Here is an 18336-nt window from a genome sequence, read left to right as displayed (position 1 = left end):
ATGGCTTTTTCAACCTCCAATCAGACAAGACATCAACATGACCCAAGGTACGTTATATATTGTCTCTGCGCCGAGTGGTGCGGGAAAATCAAGTCTTATTCAGGCGTTACTGAAAACACAGCCTTTGTATGACACCCAGGTTTCTGTTTCGCACACAACCCGGGGTATCCGCCCGGGCGAAGTGCACGGCGAGCATTATTTCTTTATAGCTGAAGACGAATTCAAAAGCATGATCGGTAACGGTGAGTTTCTCGAACATGCCTGTGTATTCGGTAATTATTACGGTACTGCCCGTAAAACAGTTGAAGATATACTAAACTCCGGTGTTGATGTTTTTCTTGATATTGACTGGCAGGGAGCCCGCCAGATCCGGGAGCAAATGCCGGCAGCCCGCAGTATTTTTATTCTGCCGCCGTCCCGTGATGAGTTGCTGCGCCGTCTGCGCGGCCGTGGTCAGGATAGTGATGAAATCATTACCGGACGCATGGCGCAGGCGGTGAATGAAATGCAGCACTATGGCGAGTACGATTATCTGATTGTGAACGATGATTTCAATGTCGCTCTGGCTGATTTGCAAACGATCATCCGTGCTGAACGACTTCGTTCAGGTCGCCAGGTTCAGCGACATGATGCTTTAATCGCCAAATTATTGGCACAGTGATACAACTTTCAGTATCATGCCGAGTCATTTATTTATCTGTGGAGTAGTACACTTATGGCACGCGTAACAGTCCAGGACGCAGTAGAAAAAATTGGTAACCGCTTTGACCTCGTATTAGTGGCTGCACGCCGTGCACGTCAGTTACAGTCAGGCGGAAAAGAACCGCTGGTTCCTGAAGAAAATGATAAAGTCACCGTGATCGCCCTGCGCGAAATCGAAGAGAATCTGATTAATGCTCAGATTCTTGATGCCCGTGAGCGCCAGGAACAACAGGAGCAGGATGCTGCTGAAATGCAAGCTGTCTCTGCAATCGCCGAAGGACGTCGTTAAGTTAAGGTAGGTCTGCCTTGTACCTGTTTGAAAGCCTGAACCATATTGTAACGGACTACCTGCCCTCTGAGCAGATTGCGCTGTTAAAACAAGCCTTTGTCGTTGCGCGGGATGCTCACGAAGGGCAGACCCGCTCCAGTGGTGAGCCGTATATTACTCACCCGGTTGCTGTCGCCTGTATCCTGGCTGAGATGCGTCTCGACCTCGAAACACTGATGGCAGCACTGCTGCACGACGTTATCGAAGATACGCCTGCAACATTTCAGGATATCGAACAACTGTTCGGCACAACGGTTGCCGGGCTGGTGGAGGGAGTCTCAAAGTTAGATAAACTGAACTTCCGCGATAAAAAAGAAGCTCAGGCTGAAAACTTCCGCAAGATGGTGATGGCGATGGTAAAAGACATCCGCGTCATCCTCATCAAGCTGGCAGACCGCACGCACAATATGCGCACGCTCGGTTCCCTGCGTCCCGATAAGCGCCGCCGCATTGCGAGCGAAACCCTTGAAATCTACAGTCCTCTGGCTCATCGTCTCGGTATTCACCATATCAAGACGGAGCTTGAGGAGCTGGGATTTGAAGCGCTTTACCCGAACCGCTACCGTGTCATCAAAGAAGTGGTAAAAGCCGCCCGCGGCAACCGCAAAGAGATGATCCAGAAGATTTTATCTGAAATCGAAGGACGTCTGACAGAAGCCGGTATTTCATGCCGGGTCAGCGGACGGGAAAAACATCTCTACTCTATTTACCGTAAAATGCACCTGAAAGAGCAGCGTTTTCACTCCATCATGGATATTTACGCCTTCCGCGTTATCGTGAACAGTGTGGATACCTGCTACCGCGTGCTGGGTCAGGCTCACAGCCTGTATAAACCCCGCCCGGGACGGGTCAAAGATTATATTGCTATCCCCAAAGCTAACGGCTATCAATCCTTACATACGTCTCTGATAGGTCCTCACGGCGTGCCCGTGGAAGTTCAGATCCGGACAGAAGATATGGATCAGATGGCGGAAATGGGGGTCGCTGCCCACTGGGCATATAAAGCACAGGGTGAAGCCGGCACTACCGCGCAGGTACGTGCTCACCGCTGGATGCAAAGCCTGATCGAATTACAGCAAAGTACCGGTAACACCTTTGAATTTATTGAAAGTGTTAAATCGGATCTCTTCCCGGATGAGATTTACGTCTTCACCCCGGAAGGACGCATTGTCGAACTGCCGACCGGCTCCACACCGGTGGATTTCGCCTACGCCGTACATACTGATATAGGGCACTCCTGTGTCGGGGCGCGTGTTGACCGCCAGCCATATCCGCTGTCTCAGCAATTAACCAGCGGACAAACTGTTGAAATTATTACCGCACCCGGTGCGCGTCCGAATGCGGCGTGGCTGAACTTTGTCGTCAGCTCCAAAGCCCGTGCGAAAATCCGCCAGTTACTGAAAAATCTCAAACGGGATGATTCCGTTAATCTGGGCCGTCGCCTGCTGAACCATGCTCTCGGTAACGGACGAAAAATCACAGATGTGCCGCAGGAAAATATCACCCGCGAACTGGTACGTATGAAACTGGCGACAGTGGATGACCTGCTCGCTGAAATCGGTCTGGGTAACACCATGAGTGTGGTGGTTGCCCGTAACCTGCTCAATGAACCACATGTCAATACGGATGAGAACACATCGCGCAAGCTGCCGATTAAAGGCGCGGATGGTGTGCTTATCACCTTTGCAAAATGCTGTCGTCCTGTCCCGGGTGACCCGATCATTGCTCATATCAGTCCCGGAAAAGGACTGGTTATTCACCATGAATCCTGCCGCAATATCCGCGGGTATGAAAAAGAACCGGAAAAATTCATGGCCGTTGAGTGGGACAGTGATATAGACACTGACTTTATTGCTGAAATCAAAGTGGATATGTTTAATCACCAGGGCGCCCTGGCGAATCTGACAGCAGCAATTAATGATGCGAACTCAAGTATTCAGAGCATGAATACAGAAGAGAAAGATGGCCGCGTATACTGTGCCTTTATCCGGCTGACAGCAAAAGACCGTATCCAGCTTGCGAATATTATGCGTAAGATCCGGATTATGCCGGATGTCCTGCGCGTCAGCCGCAACCGGAATTAAGAATGAATCCCCAACGTTATGAGCGCATCTGCCGGATGATGGCGATGCGCCAGCCAGACCTTACACTGTGCCTTGAAGAAGTTCATAAGCCCCACAATGTCTCTGCGGTTATCCGCAGTGCCGATGCAGTCGGTATTCATGATTTACATGCCATCTGGCCGGAAAAAATCAGAACCCGGATCTCATCCGCCGCCGGCAGTAACAGCTGGGTCAATGTCCATAACCACGCCACTCTCAATGATGCTGTCGGTATGCTGAAATCACAGGGGATGCAGATCCTGGCAACCCATCTGTCTGACAGCTCGGTGGATTTTCGTACCGTCGATTTTACCCGTCCGACCTGCATTATCATGGGATCAGAAAAGTACGGTATTTCACCTGATGCCATTAATATTGCCGATACCCATATTATGATCCCGATGTCCGGCATGGTGCAGTCTCTGAATGTATCCGTTGCTGCCGCCGTGATCTTGTATGAAGCCCAGCGTCAGCGCGAAGCTGCGGGGTTATATACCCATCCGCGCTGTGCATTACCGCAGAATGAACAGCAGCGCCTGCTCTTTGAGCGCGGCTATCCGGTTCTGGCTCAGGTTGCGCTTGAGAAGAAACTTCCCCGCCCGCAGATTGACGATCAGGGCCATATCATTGCACCTGACAGTTGGTGGGCTGCGATGCAACAGAAAAAAATATCCGCCTCAACCCAATAAACGGAGCAGAGAATGAAAGGCCAACTGCTTGATGCTATCCCGCTCACGACGCTGCATGGCGTCGGAGCCAGCCAGGCGGGTAAACTTGCCGGTATCGGTCTGCATACTCTTCAGGATCTGCTGTTCCATCTCCCGCTGCGTTACGAAGATCAAACCCGTCTCTATTCAATAACCGACCTTCTGCCCGGGCTTTACGCTACCGTCAGCGGCGAAGTGTTGCGCACCGATGTCGTCTTCGGACGCAAACGGATGATGACCTGCCAGATAAGTGACGGCACCGGGGTACTAACACTGCGGTTTTTCAATTTTTCTGCTGCAATGAAAAATACGCTGGCAGCCGGAGTGCAGATAACCGCTTACGGTGAGGTAAAGCGCGGAAAAAACGGACCGGAAATCTTTCATCCCGAATATAAAATCCGCCGGGACGATCGTGACGTTGCATTGCAGGAAACTCTTACCCCGATTTATCCGACAACAGAAGGTGTCCGCCAGGCCACACTGCGTAAGCTGCTTGATCAGGCGCTGGAATTACTCGATACCTGCGCTATCCGTGAATTATTACCCCCGGAACTGGTACGCCCGCTGATGAGCCTGCCGGAGGCGCTGAAAACACTGCACCGCCCGCCTGCCGATACACAACTTGCAGAGCTGGAAAGTGGTCAGCATCCGGCACTGAAACGTATTGTGCTGGAAGAACTGCTGGCGCATCACCTCAGTATGCTGGCAATACGCGCAGGAGCACAACGCTGCCATGCCGAACCACTGGCTCCGCAGGAAGCGCTGAAAAATCAGTTTCTGGCGCAACTCCCCTTTACCCCGACCCGTGCCCAGCAGCGTGTGACAACAGAAATTGAACAGGATCTGGAAAAAAATGTACCGATGCTGCGTCTGATCCAGGGCGATGTCGGCTCCGGGAAAACGGTTGTCGCCGCACTGGCGGCCATCCGTGCGATTGCGCATGGTAATCAGGCTGCACTGATGGCGCCGACTGAACTGTTAGCCGAACAACATGCCAATACATTCCGCCAGTGGCTGGAGCCGCTGGGGATCAATGTCGGCTGGGTTGCCGGTAAACAAAAAGGTAAAGCCCGTCAGGCACAGGAAGAGGCGATTGCCTCCGGCGACGTCGCAATGGTTATCGGCACACATGCTATTTTTCAGGAACATATCCGTTTTCACTCACTGGCACTGGTCATTATTGATGAGCAGCACCGCTTCGGGGTGCATCAGCGCCTGGCGCTGCGGGAAAAAGGGGAACAGCAGGGCTTCCACCCTCATCAGCTGATTATGACCGCCACGCCTATCCCCCGCACGCTGGCAATGACCGCGTATGCTGATCTCGATACCTCAGTCATTGATGAATTACCGCCCGGCAGAACACCGGTTACCACTGTCGCTATCCCGGACAGCCGCCGGGGCGATATTATTGAACGGGTACGCAGTGCCTGCATGGATGAACAGCGCCAGGCATACTGGGTCTGCACACTGATTGATGAATCAGAGATGCTGGAGGCTCAGGCCGCACAGGTTACCTTTGATGATTTATCCGCCGCACTGCCCGGTCTGCGGGTTGGTCTGGTTCACGGGCGTCTTAAATCAGCGGAAAAACAGGCGGTCATGGCGCAGTTCAAAGCCGGCGAATTAGATTTGCTGGTTGCAACCACCGTGATTGAAGTGGGTGTTGATGTCCCGAATGCCAGTCTGATGATTATTGAAAACCCGGAGCGGCTGGGGCTGGCACAGCTTCATCAGTTACGCGGACGTGTCGGGCGGGGAGCAACTGCATCCCACTGTGTACTGCTGTATAAAACACCGCTGACACAAACAGCAAAACTGCGTCTTCAGGTATTACGGGACAGCAATGACGGGTTTGTTATCGCACAGAAAGACCTTGAAATCCGCGGGCCGGGTGAGTTACTCGGTACACGCCAGACAGGGAATGCAGAGTTTAAAGTCGCAGACTTACTGCGGGATCAGGCGATGTTACCGGAAGTACAGCGTATTGCCCGGCATCTGCACCAGAATTACCCGGAACAGGCAAAAGCCCTGACCGAACGCTGGCTGCCGGAACGCAGTCAGTATACAAACGTCTGATATACCCAACATCATTCAAGTTGCAGGCAGGCGGCAAGGGAAGATAAACGGGGAGCATACATTAGTATGTGACCCGGTTAGCTGAGCGTAGCCAACACACCTGCAGTTTGAATGAATAAGGGTATAATGAAAAAAGCCACCCGAACGGATGGCTTACCTGCTTTAATAATAACGTTCTGTTATCCGCCCACAGTCGGGAAGATAGGTAATGCCAGGAAGAACGGAATGACCAGTGCGTTAATCAAATCAAGGAAGAACGCGCCGACCATTGGTACCACCAGGAAAGCGACATGAGAAGGTCCGAAACGATCGGTTACCGCCTGCATGTTAGCAATCGCTGTTGGCGTTGCCCCCATACCAAAGCCGCAGTGACCCGCTGCTAATACTGCAGCATCATAGTTTTTACCCATCACGCGGTAAGTCACGAAAATAGCATACAGCGCCATCACAACAGTTTGTACCGCCAGGATAACCAGCATCGGCACGGCCAGTGAGGCTATATCCCAGAGTTTCAGGCTCATCAGTGCCATTGCCAGGAAAAGCGACAGGCTGACGTTGCCGAGAACAGATACCGCACGCTCAAATACGCGGTAAAAACCCATTAATGACAAGCTGTTACTCAATATAACGCCGATAAATAGCACGCAAACGAATGTCGGGATCTGAACTTTCCATCCTCTGCTGAGGAAGAAGTCAGATAACACGCCGAACAGATACGAACCCGCCAGCAGACAAATCGCGATCAGTGCAATAGTTTCCAGCAATACCATCGAGGTGATCATGCGCCCGGCCTGCGGTTTTTCAAACGCGCTCGGTGCTTCATCATCCTGCTGATTTACATCATTCATTGCTGTTTTCTTGATAAGAAAACGGGCAACCGGACCACCAATCAGACCACCGAGTACCAGACCGAATGTTGCACAGGCAATGGCCACTTCAGTTGCACTGCTGAAGCCATAGCTGTCTGTGAAGATTTTACCCCACGCCGCACCCGTACCATGTCCGCCGGATAACGTAATCGAGCCTGCAAGCAGACCAATCAGCGGATCAAGACCCATCATTTTTGCCAGTGAAATACCGACCGTGTTCTGCACAATAAGCAGACCCACAACAGCTAATACGAAGATAAATAACGTTTTGCCACCTGCCCGCAGGCTGGCAAGATTTGCGTTTAACCCGATAGTGGCGAAAAATGCCAGCATCAGCGGGTCTTTCAGGGAGTCATCAAATTTAACTTCCAGATCCATCCCCGATTTGAACCCGAGTAATACAATTGCAACCAGAAGACCACCGGCCACAGGTTCAGGAATGGTATATTTTTCGAGGAATGGTACTGATTTTACGAGTTTACGTCCTAATAAGAGGACGAGTGTGGCCGCTACAAGCGTGCCGTAAACGTCGAGTTGATACATTCATGTACCCCTTTTATTGTAGGTATTTATTACATCAATAATCGCGCTAAAAACATCCTTATTACGCAAGAAGAAAAGCAGGTATCCGGATTAAAGGGAAAAAAGATGATAAAGACAAGTTAAAATAAATAAAAGTGTGATTATATTCCACTATAAAAAATAACATCACCGGTACGCAATCGATTGCTTTTGTGGCGCAGATCATTAAAATACGCCCATTGCTTATCCCGGACCCCACTAAATGAACAGTACTGCACCTGATAAAAACACCGTAATTCCCCCGGTAAATACCAATAGTGAGCTAATCTACCACCTGGAAGATCGCCCGCCTCTGCCACAAACACTGTTTGCAGCCAGTCAGCATCTGCTGGCCATGTTTGTTGCTGTGATAACCCCGGGACTGCTTATCGCACAGGCACTCGGTCTTTCAGCGCATGATACCCAGCGCATTATCAGTATGTCGCTATTTGCCTCCGGGCTGGCGTCATTACTGCAAATCCGGACCTGGGGACCGGTCGGCTCCGGGTTACTGTCTATCCAGGGAACCAGTTTTAACTTTGTCGCTCCGCTGATTATGGGGGGAATGGCACTGAAAAATAATGGTGTGGATACTGAAGGAATGATGGCGGCACTGTTCGGCACGCTGATGCTGGCGGCAATGACAGAGGTTATTCTCTCCCGCTTTCTGCACCTTGCCCGCAGAATTATCACGCCGCTGGTGTCAGGTGTGGTGGTGATGATTATCGGTCTGTCACTGATTCAGGTTGGTCTGACATCCATCGGTGGCGGCTATGCCGCTATGTCTGACAATACCTTTGGCTCTGCCGGTAACCTGATCCTCGCAGGGATTGTCCTTGCCGTTATTGTGCTGCTGAACCGCCAGAAAAATCAGTATTTGCGGGTTGCCTCACTGGTGATCGCGATGGCCGCCGGCTATCTTGCCGCCTGGTGGATGGGCATGCTGCCGGATAATCATACCCAACTTCCGGAAGAACTGCTGGTTATCCCTGCACCACTTTATTATGGTTTATCAATAGACTGGAATCTGCTTCTGCCGCTGATCCTGATTTTTATGGTGACATCACTGGAAACTATCGGCGATATTACGGCGACTTCAGATGTTTCAGAGCAACCGGTTTCCGGTCCGCTGTATATGAAGCGCCTGAAAGGCGGCGTACTGGCAAATGGTCTGAACTCGGCTCTTTCTGCGGTATTCAATACCTTTCCCAACTCCTGTTTCGGGCAGAATAACGGTGTTATCCAGCTGACCGGGGTTGCCAGCCGCTATGTCGGTTATGTGATTGCACTGATGCTGATTGTTCTGGGGTTGTTCCCGGCAGTTGCAGGGTTTGTGCAGCATATTCCTGAGCCGGTACTCGGCGGCGCAACTATTGTTATGTTCGGAACCATTGCTGCATCAGGCGTGCGTATTGTCTCCCGCGAGACACTTAACCGCCGCGCAATTATGATTATCGCGCTCTCATTGGCGGTAGGAATGGGTGTCTCCCAGCAACCACTGATACTGCAATTTGCACCGGACTGGCTGAAAACACTGCTCTCTTCCGGGATCGCCGCCGGTGGCCTGACTGCCATTGTACTGAACCTGGTTTTCCCGCCGGAAAAATAATCACTCGTTTGACTGCGTGACCGGAAACGGTCACGCGTGCCACTCATCACAGAAAAACAGCAATAATCCTTGTCACCGTAAATAGCCTCACGCTAGTATGCCCAACGAGCTGCACTACGGAGAGAGTAAATATGAAATGGTTAGGACGAACTGTTTTCCGGCTGATAATACTGGCAATTATACTCATTGTTGCTGCCGGGATCCTGATACAGACATCCTGGGGTACGCGCCAGATTGCCGGGCTAATCAGCGACAATACCCGTTATAAAGTATCGCTGTCCGCTATCGATCACTCCCTGTCCTCTCCGTCTCTGCTGTCACTGCGGGATATCAGTATCAGTACCGTTTCCGGTGACATGGCGCTGGAAGCCGCAAATATTGAACTGACGCTTGATTGGCGCAGTTTCACAGAGCCGGGCTGGTTTTCCCGGATAATTATTCAGAAAGGGGAGATTGAGATCTCCACTGCCGCCGACAACCGGACACTGCCGGTCAGTGCCGGGCTGTTACAGCTTAATCAGGTAAATGTACGCCGTACTGATGGTAATCAGGATATTACCGCCGAAGGTGTCACCGGCGGGATCACGCCGTGGCAGCCACAAGACAGCGCCATTACCGGTGACGGAAAGTATCAGTTTTCTGCCAAAGGTCTGGATTATTACGGTCTGCCGCTGAAAAACGTACTGACACAGGGAAATATCAGCGGTGCGCAGTTCACCTTTGATAATCTCACCGCCACGCTGGAAAACGGGCTGATCACTGCAACGGGACAACGCACTGCGCAAGGCAGTTGGCTGCTTGATAATCTGCTGCTCAATGACATCCGCTGGCAGACGCCGTTATCCCTGACACAGCTGACAGAAAACAGCGGGCATCTGCCGGATATTCAGATAAAAAATATTACCGCGACAAATATTAAGCTCGAGGGGGATCAGTGGGCGGTTAATTATCTGGAAGGCACGCTGAAAAATCTGGCTTACACAAAAGGCAGCTGGCAGACCGATAACGGATTGGCAGACGTTGGTATCGCGGATCTGACTTTGGGCGGGCAGCACTTTTCCGATATTCTTGGAACACTGGAATTTGCCGGTGACCACATTGCGGTAAAACGGCTGAGCGGGCGCTATGATAAAAGTATTCTGCGCTTCACCGGTGACTGGAACCGCACATCACGAACACTGGATATCAGCAGCGGCGTTGTGGATAACCTGCTTTTCAGCTTACCTGAACAATGGTTCACCCTGTTACAGGAAAGCGCGCCACAGGGGATAGACACTATCCGTGTGCAGGATGTGAAAGTCTCCAATGCGTTACTGATTGATACCCGTCCGGCGTTTCCGTTCCAGATGACCAACGTCAACAGTTATATTAAAACCATGCAGATCCTGAAATCAGGCCAGTGGGGATTATGGAATGGCGAGCTTTCTGCCAGCGCGGGCAGCGCCACCTTTGCCCGCGTCGAATTGCACCGTCCTTACCTGACACTCACCGCAGGTGAAACCGGCGCTGAAACCACTCAATTTTCCGCCTCCGCCGGTGACGGTCTGCTGAAAATGCAGTTTCAGGTGACACCATCCGGTACTGCGCCGTTCACATTCAACTTACAGGCAACCGGCGCCGACAGTCAGATCCTGTCACAATGGGGATGGGCATCCGCGCCACTGAACAGCACTGCAAATTACACACTGCGTCTGAGCGGACAGTTGCGCACTGATGATGTACGCAATACGCTGAGTGGCTCGCTCTCCGGACAAGACAAGCTGGGAAATAAGATAAACCGGGCGATTACACAGGGACAAATAAGCAACTCACCTGCACCGGCAGAAAATACCCCGTCAGCACCACCGGTACAGCGGGTTATTCCGGATACATCTGAGAACAGTGATATTCTGTAATACTGATTAGTTATATAAAAACAGCGCCTTATGGTGCTGTTTTTTGAGATTACAGATAAGTAAAATCCTGTTTCCGCAGCTATTGCGCGCTATGTTTCTGACCGGGTAACACCATATAAGTCCCGGTAAAGACAGCCCCGACCTCACTTCCCTGACCGACAGTCACGTCCAGTTTGAGTCTGGCCTTGCTCCCGCGCGCCAGGCGGTCAAGATCCCCGCTGAGCTTATCGCGGGATGCAATAGCTTGCGGGCGGCCTGTCACAGCCTTACGGTAGCGGATATTCGCATCGACCAGCACAATGTCGCCGTTCAGTTCATTTTCCTGAAGCAGCAACCAGATAAGCCCCCAGCCGGTAAGCGTCGCCATCGAAAACTGGCTGCCCGCAAAAATAGTCTGATGCAGGTTTTGGTTCGGTCCCTCAGGCATCGTCGTCATAAATTCCTGCCCGGTATACTGCGCGATACGTATTCCCATTTTTTCACTCAGCGGAATAGTTTCATACCATGCTTTTTGTAATTCAGCGCACCAGTCAGGGCGATGCAAAATCGTATCAAGGGTTTCAACGGATTTAATCATAAAAAAATGTCGAACAGGCGTCGTTTGCGGACCTGTAATCGTTCCCCGGTTTTCAAAGCCTAATTTTTCAAAAAATGCGACCGCTTCCTCACGCGCACTGCATACAATCCGTTTGAGTCCTTCCTGACGGGCCACCGATTCCAGCGCACGCGCGATCAGTGTACCCAGCCCACGTCCCTGTAAATGCGGATCGACTGCCAGAAAGCGGATCGCGCCTTCATTTTCTGCATTTATATACAAACGTCCGGCAGCCACAGGTTGCCCTGTTTCATCAACCACCATCTGATGGTGTGCAAGTGTCTCGTACCCGTCTTTCTCCGATCCCTGCGGCTGATTCAGCGGTTTACGCAGCATCTCCCAGCGGAAAAAAAAAATAGCTCTCCAGCTCCTGATCGGTTTTTGGTACACGTAAGTGATACATCGCACTTTCTCCTGTCAGTAGTGACCGGCGACCGGTCTGAGACTGTTGTATCATACCTGAAGCCAGAAAGTGACCGGACCATCGTTTGTCAGGCTGACCTGCATGTCTGCCGCAAACTGCCCGGTTTCTGTCACCATACCTGTCGCGCGGCATTGCGCCACAAAGTACTCATATAAAACATTCGCTTTTTCCGGCGCAGCGCCGCCTGAAAACCCCGGACGCATACCTTTTTGTGTGTCTGCCGCCAGTGTGAACTGTGAAACCACCAGCAACTGACCTCCGGCCTGCGCCACGTTCAGATTCATTTTCCCGTCAGCATCGCTGAAAATCCGGTATCCGGTTACTTTGTCACACAAGCGCTTCGCTTTTTGCTCATCATCGTCCCGTTCCACACCCAGCAGAACTAACAGTCCCGGTCCTATTTCACCGGCGATATCACCGGCTATGCGGACATCTGCGCGGGTTACACGCTGTATTAATGCAATCATGTCCCGTCCGTTCAAACATAATGACTATTTTATTATTCAGAGACTTCAACAGAGAAATCATGATCTGCAAAATACCGGCGTACGGTGTCGCGATCCTCCACGTACACACCTTTGATGCCCAGTTCAACTGCTGCATCCACGTTTTCACGGATGTCATCAAAGAAAACTGCATCCTGAGCCTCAAACTCTTCGCTTTCGAGAACATACTGATAAATATCCGGATCCGGTTTACGTAACCCTAAATCCTGCGATAAATAAAGGAAATCCGCGGACGCGGCTATTTCCGGATAGTGCTGCGGCCAGTAGTCCTGATGCAGGCGGTTGGTATTAGAGAGCACAACCACACGATGTCCCTGTTCACGCAACCTATTCATGATATCAATGACATCAGGACGGACAGACATAAAAATAGCCTGCCAGCCTTCGGCAAACTCATCAAAACTCAGCGACATGCCCAGTTCATCATTAATTGCTTCGGCAAATTCAACATCCGAAATTCTGCCGCGTTCATGCTGCTTAAATGTCTCACCAGAAATAAAATTACTATTCAGTTCAGATAACGGCTTACCGCTTAAATTACTCCAGACTGATAAAACACGTTGGAAATCAATATCAATAATGACATTGCCCATATCAAAGATATACAGCATACCATCCTCCGGGTTGATGAATTATTTTTACTCTACCCGCAGATCTGCCCGCTGAACAGAGTGAAAACGACATTCAGACAGAAAAAAGATCAATGTCTGCGATCTCCGCCCACATTTCTGACCCGTTACCAGTCTGTGACGGTATTGTGATCAGGGCGAAAAAATGAAACATAGCAAGAAAGGCGGCGGCGGGAAATGCATTTATGTGCAAAATATCTGGCGGGAGTACCCTGAAAAAGCTCAGGGCGCCCGAAAGGCGCCCTGAGTGGCATTGAATAAAAACGACGATTAATCTTTGCTGCGGTGTGCGCGCTTGCGGTCGTTTTCAGTCAGGTAACGCTTACGAAGACGGATAGACTTCGGTGTTACTTCCACTAATTCGTCATCATCGATAAATTCTAACGCCTGTTCCAGCGTTTTCTCAATGAACGGAGACAGTGTTGTTGCTTCATCAGTACCGGAAGCACGCATGTTAGTCAGTTTTTTACCGGTTAAGCAGTTCACGGTCAGGTCGTTAGAACGTGAGTGAATACCGATGAGCTGACCTTCATAGACTTCAGTACCGTGACCGATAAATAATTTACCGCGATCCTGGAGGCTGTACAGTGCGTATGCAACTGCTTTACCCTGGCCGTTAGAGATCATTACGCCGTTCTGACGACGACCAATTTCACCCTGCTTCACATCACCGTAGTGACTGAATGTTGCGTACAGTAAACCTGTACCGGATGTCATTGTCATAAATTCAGTACGGAAGCCAATCAGACCACGGCTAGGAATGCTGTAATCCAAACGTACGCGGCCTTTACCATCCGGCATCATGTTGCTCAGTTCGCCTTTACGCTCACCGAGAGCACGCATGACATCGCCTGATGCTGTTCTTCGATATCCAGAGTAACCTGCTCGAACGGCTCTTGTTTACGGCCATCGATATCACGGAAGATAACGCGCGGACGGGATACCGCCAGCTCAAAACCTTCACGGCGCATGTTTTCAATCAGAACAGATAAGTGCAGTTCACCACGGCCTGATACGCGGAATGCATCCGGGTCTTCAGTCTCTTCGACACGCAGTGCCACGTTGTGAACCAGCTCTTTCTTCAGACGGTCTAAGATCTGGCGGGACGTTACAAACTTACCTTCTTTACCGCAGAATGGTGAGGTGTTAACGCAGAAATACATGCTTACGGTCGGCTCATCAACAGCCAGTGGCGTTAATGCTTCAACACAGCTGGTTTCACAGATGGTATCGGAGATACCCAGTTCGCCCAGACCGGTCAGCGCGATGATATCACCCGCTTCAGCGATTTCTGACTCGATACGCTCCAGACCCAGATGGCTCAGAACTTTACCGACTTTACCGTTACGGGTTTTGCCTTCTGAATCAATAACTGTGATCTGCTGGTTAGGCTTCACTTTACCGCGTTTGATACGACCAATCCCGATTACACCCAGGTAGTTGTTGTAATCAAGCTGGGAGATTTGCATCTGGAACGGACCGTCGAGATCCACTTTTGGTGGCTCAACGTATTTAACAATGGCTTTGTACAGCGGAGTCATGTCTTCCGCCATCTCATTGTAATCATCTCCCGCGATACCCATCAGCGCAGATGCGTAGATGATCGGGAAGTCGAGCTGTTCGTCAGTCGCACCGAGGTTAACAAACAGATCAAAGACCTGGTCGATAACCCAGTCAGGACGTGCGCCCGGACGGTCAATTTTGTTAATAACAACGATAGGGCTCAGGCCGTTTGCAAACGCTTTCTGCGTTACAAAGCGGGTCTGCGGCATCGGACCATCGATTGCATCAACCAGCAACAGTACGCTGTCAACCATGGACATAACACGTTCTACTTCACCACCGAAATCGGCGTGCCCCGGGGTGTCAACGATGTTGATGTGATAGTCTTCCCACGTAATCGCGGTATTTTTTGCCAAAATAGTAATGCCGCGCTCTCTTTCCAGATCGCCGGAGTCCATTACACGCTCTTCCGGTTTGGTACGATCACCAAAAGTACCGGACTGCTGTAATAATTTATCGACCAGCGTGGTTTTGCCATGGTCAACGTGAGCGATGATGGCAATATTTCTTAATTTCTCGATAGACAAAGACTTGTACCGTTTTCGTTAATGGATGGGAATTACGTCACAGATAGCATTCTTTTCAGCAACGCCCATCTATGGAGTAGATGATTGGTGGTATTTTACACGTTATCTCAGGCAAGTGAAAGAAGTGTGATAGATCTCACTTAAAAAATAAATCTTTATAAAACAAAAAGATAAAATTCATCCTGCCATTTTTTACAAATAAGCTGCGCATACCACGCTCTGCGACGAATTCAGAGGCACTTATCATAAACCTATTCAGGAAAAAAGAGATACTTTTTTTGTGACAGTCGGGCAGGAATCTGACCGGGATCAGCATAAAAGCGTGTCATATCAGCAAAATGTCTCTTTTAGCTTAGAGATTCTGCTTATTTGCACCATTATAGTGCAAGCCGGATAGGATAGTAACCGCACCGACTGCACCAAAGCAGTGCAATCCGGTCTGTTTCCACTATCCTTATGTGAGTAACATGCTGGTGTAAGGCGGTTTACGGCGTTACAAAAAAGTTGGCACGCTTTTCGCTTTATATTTATCAGGTAATTTGAGAACCGCAATCAGCGTCCCCCCCGGGTGACCAACTGAAGATTGCCGGGTCATCCCAAACCAGGAGAATTGACTATGTCCGTTGAACATGTACTGAACATGATGGAAGAGCACGGCGTTAAGTTCGTGGACTTACGTTTTACCGATACCAAAGGCAAGGAACAGCACATGAGCATTCCTTACCATCAGGTAAATGAAGATTTCTTCGAAGACGGAAAGATGTTCGATGGTTCCTCTATGGCCGGCTGGAAAGGCATTAATGAATCTGACATGGTGCTGATGCCGATTGCACAATCTGCCCTGATCGACCCGTTCTTTGAAGTGCCGACACTGGTTCTGCGTTGTGATGTATTAGAACCGAATACCATGCAGGGTTATGATCGTGACCCGCGCTCTATTTCAAAACGTGCCGAAGATTATCTGCGCACCAGCGGAATTGCCGATACCGTCCTGTTCGGACCGGAACCGGAGTTTTTCCTGTTTGATGACATCCGTTTCGGCGCAGATATTTCCGGTGCTTACTACCATATTAATGATATTGAAGCAGCCTGGAATACCGGTACCGAATATGCAGAAGGCAATAAAGGCCATCGTCCGCGTGTGAAAGGCGGTTATTTCCCGCTGCCGCCGGTTGATTCTTCCCAGGATCTGCGTTCTGAAATGTGCCTGGTAATGGAAGAAATGGGTCTGGTTGTGGAAGCACATCACCACGAAGTCGGTACTGCCGGCCAGAACGAAATTGCGACCCGTTTCAATACCATGACGCTCAAAGCTGACGAAACGCAGATGTACAAGTATGTCGTCCAGAATGTAGCGCACCGCTACGGCAAAACGGCGACCTTTATGCCAAAACCGCTGGTCGGCGATAACGGCTCCGGTATGCACTGCCACATGTCTCTGGCTAAAGACGGCGTCAACCTGTTCTCCGGTGACAAATATGCCGGTCTGTCAGAAATGGCACTGTATTACATCGGCGGGATCATTAAACACGCCCGTGCGCTGAATGCCTTTACCAACCCGACGACCAACTCATACAAGCGTCTGGTTCCGGGCTACGAAGCTCCGGTCATGCTGGCATATTCCGCCCGTAACCGCTCAGCGTCTATCCGTATTCCGATTGTACCAAGCGCAAAAGCACGCCGTATTGAAGTCCGCTTCCCTGATCCTGCCGCAAACCCGTATCTGGCCTTTGCTGCACAGCTGATGGCCGGTCTGGACGGGATCATCAATAAAATCCATCCGGGCGATGCGATGGATAAAAATCTGTATGACCTGCCGCCGGAAGAAGCGAAAGAAATTCCGACTGTTGCCCCTTCTCTGGGTGATGCACTTGATGCCCTGGCCGCTGATCACGAATTTTTAACCCGTGGCGGTGTATTTACTGAAGATGCAATCAACACCTATATCGATCTGCTGCGCGCAGATGTTCAGCGCCTGAATATGACGCCGCATCCGGTTGAATTTGATATGTATTACAGCGTGTAATTCTGTCTGTGCCGGATATGATTCAAGCGGCACGCAGACTGACACGCTCCGGTTTATTTTGTTGCCGTGAAGCACTTGACCCGCCGTTGGGCGGGTCCTTTTCTCTTACGGGGTAAATACGCTACAATGCACCAAAGTGGTGCAACCGGGGCAGAGACAATGGACAGGGATAATAAACCGCAGGCAGAGCAACTTCTTAACTCACTGATCAATTGTGTACTGTTACTGGATACCGATTTAATTATCCGCTATGCCAACCAGGCCGCCATGCAGCTGTTTGCCCAGAGCACCCGTAAACTCTCCGGCACTCCGCTCCCCATCTTATTCAGTTATCTTTCGCTCGACAGCGCCACATTGCAGGCAACGCTGGCGGAAGGACTCAGTTTTACCGATAACGATGTCACCCTGGTCGTCAATAACCAGATGCACGCCCTCTCTCTGAGTGCCCAGCCGGTTTCCGGTAATTTTATCCTGCTGGAGCTGACGCCGCTCGACAGCCACCGCCGTATCAGTCAGGAACAATTGCAACAGGCGCAACAGGCAGCCGCAAGAGATTTGGTGCGCGGGCTGGCACATGAGATAAAAAATCCGCTCGGCGGACTTCGCGGAGCGGCACAGCTTCTGTCCCGCGCATTGCCGGACCCGGCGCTGCAGGAATACACACAAGTGATTATCGAGCAGGCCGACCGTCTGCGGGCACTGGTTGATCGCCTGCTGGGTCCCCAGCATCCGGGACAAAAAAGCCTGCAAAGTATTCACCATGTGGCGGAACGGGTATTTCAGCTGATCAATCTGGAAAAACCGGAAAACATCCGGCTGATTAAAGATTATGACCCCAGTTTGCCGGAGTTATCGCATTATCCCGACCAGATAGAGCAGGTTATCCTCAATATTATGCGTAATGCCCTGGAAGCTCTGAAAACACCGGGCGGCACCATCACATTACGCACCCGCACTGCATTTCAGGTAACGCTGCACGGCGAACGCTACCGGCTGGCAGCCCGCATTGATATTGAAGACAACGGACCGGGCATTCCGGCCCACATCAGAGATACCCTGTTTTACCCGATGGTCAGCGGGCGTGAAGGCGGCTCCGGTCTCGGGCTGTCCATTGCACGGAGTCTGACCGATCAACACCATGGCAAAATAGAATTTACCAGTTGGCCGGGTCACACCTTATTTTCACTTTATTTGCCAATCCGTCAGTAACTGCATTT

The 18336-nt window shown here is 50.8% G+C and carries 12 protein-coding genes and 2 pseudogenes; 9 read left to right on the top strand and 5 right to left on the bottom strand.

Annotation, left to right across the window (positions count from 1 at the left end):
- The first annotated feature begins 37 nt into the window (after positions 1-37).
- From gmk to recG, 5 genes are read left to right on the top strand one after another with little or no spacing between them, the layout of a single operon-like run.
- Positions 38-661 (top strand): guanylate kinase, encoded by a 624-nt coding sequence (gmk, locus tag AYY17_RS17720; RefSeq protein ID WP_067405678.1) that lies wholly within the window; start codon positions 38-40, stop codon positions 659-661.
- Positions 662-715: 54 nt separating this feature from the next.
- Positions 716-991: a DNA-directed RNA polymerase subunit omega gene (gene rpoZ, locus AYY17_RS17715; protein WP_067405681.1), complete on the top strand. Its 276-nt coding sequence runs from the start codon at positions 716-718 to the stop codon at positions 989-991.
- A 17-nt stretch (positions 992-1008) separates the two neighbouring features.
- On the top strand, positions 1009-3114 hold the full coding sequence (gene spoT / locus AYY17_RS17710; RefSeq protein WP_067425989.1) for a bifunctional GTP diphosphokinase/guanosine-3',5'-bis pyrophosphate 3'-pyrophosphohydrolase: 2106 nt from the start codon (positions 1009-1011) through the stop codon (positions 3112-3114).
- A gap of 2 nt (positions 3115-3116) precedes the next feature.
- Positions 3117-3821 carry a tRNA (guanosine(18)-2'-O)-methyltransferase TrmH gene (gene trmH / locus AYY17_RS17705; protein ID WP_067425987.1) on the top strand — a complete coding sequence of 235 codons (705 nt, stop codon included), beginning with the start codon at positions 3117-3119 and terminating at the stop codon, positions 3819-3821.
- Between the two features lie 12 nt (positions 3822-3833).
- Entirely contained in the window at positions 3834-5915 is a 2082-nt protein-coding gene (gene recG / locus AYY17_RS17700; RefSeq protein ID WP_067425984.1) for an ATP-dependent DNA helicase RecG, read from the top strand.
- 179 nt (positions 5916-6094) lie between these two features.
- Here recG and gltS read toward each other — a convergent pair whose 3' ends face one another.
- On the bottom strand, positions 6095-7327 hold the full coding sequence (gltS, locus tag AYY17_RS17695; protein WP_067425981.1) for a sodium/glutamate symporter: 1233 nt from the start codon (positions 7325-7327) through the stop codon (positions 6095-6097).
- A 241-nt stretch (positions 7328-7568) separates the two neighbouring features.
- Here gltS and AYY17_RS17690 point away from each other — a divergent pair, with 241 nt between their 5' ends.
- Together AYY17_RS17690 and AYY17_RS17685 are read left to right on the top strand one after the other, a co-directional pair.
- On the top strand, positions 7569-8954 hold the full coding sequence (locus tag AYY17_RS17690; protein WP_067425978.1) for a uracil-xanthine permease family protein: 1386 nt from the start codon (positions 7569-7571) through the stop codon (positions 8952-8954).
- Positions 8955-9085: 131 nt separating this feature from the next.
- Positions 9086-10849 carry an AsmA family protein gene (locus AYY17_RS17685; protein ID WP_067425975.1) on the top strand — a complete coding sequence of 588 codons (1764 nt, stop codon included), beginning with the start codon at positions 9086-9088 and terminating at the stop codon, positions 10847-10849.
- A gap of 79 nt (positions 10850-10928) precedes the next feature.
- On the opposite strand, the pseudogene fabY reads toward AYY17_RS17685, so the two are convergent.
- The 4 genes and pseudogenes from fabY to typA all read right to left on the bottom strand — a co-directional run bounded on the left by fabY (position 10929) and on the right by typA (position 15093).
- Positions 10929-11847 (bottom strand): annotated as a pseudogene (gene fabY, locus AYY17_RS17680) (fatty acid biosynthesis protein FabY).
- Between the two features lie 50 nt (positions 11848-11897).
- Complete coding sequence (gene dtd, locus AYY17_RS17675) at positions 11898-12335, bottom strand: D-aminoacyl-tRNA deacylase (RefSeq protein WP_067368732.1); 438 nt, start codon at positions 12333-12335, stop codon at positions 11898-11900.
- A 32-nt stretch (positions 12336-12367) separates the two neighbouring features.
- Entirely contained in the window at positions 12368-12985 is a 618-nt protein-coding gene (yihX, locus tag AYY17_RS17670; protein ID WP_067425973.1) for a glucose-1-phosphatase, read from the bottom strand.
- 288 nt (positions 12986-13273) lie between these two features.
- Positions 13274-15093: pseudogene (gene typA / locus AYY17_RS17665) on the bottom strand (translational GTPase TypA).
- A gap of 616 nt (positions 15094-15709) precedes the next feature.
- Here typA and glnA point away from each other — a divergent pair.
- Both glnA and glnL read left to right on the top strand, forming a co-directional pair.
- Complete coding sequence (gene glnA, locus AYY17_RS17655; protein WP_067425967.1) at positions 15710-17119, top strand: glutamate--ammonia ligase; 1410 nt, start codon at positions 15710-15712, stop codon at positions 17117-17119.
- A 159-nt stretch (positions 17120-17278) separates the two neighbouring features.
- Positions 17279-18328, top strand: coding sequence for a nitrogen regulation protein NR(II) (glnL, locus tag AYY17_RS17650; protein WP_067425964.1), 1050 nt, complete (start codon positions 17279-17281; stop codon positions 18326-18328).
- Positions 18329-18336: the final 8 nt, after the last annotated feature.

The organism is Morganella psychrotolerans (assembly GCF_001676055.1).
GTDB lineage: Bacteria > Pseudomonadota > Gammaproteobacteria > Enterobacterales > Enterobacteriaceae > Morganella > Morganella psychrotolerans_B.
This window is presented reverse-complemented; position numbering and strand designations above follow the sequence as displayed.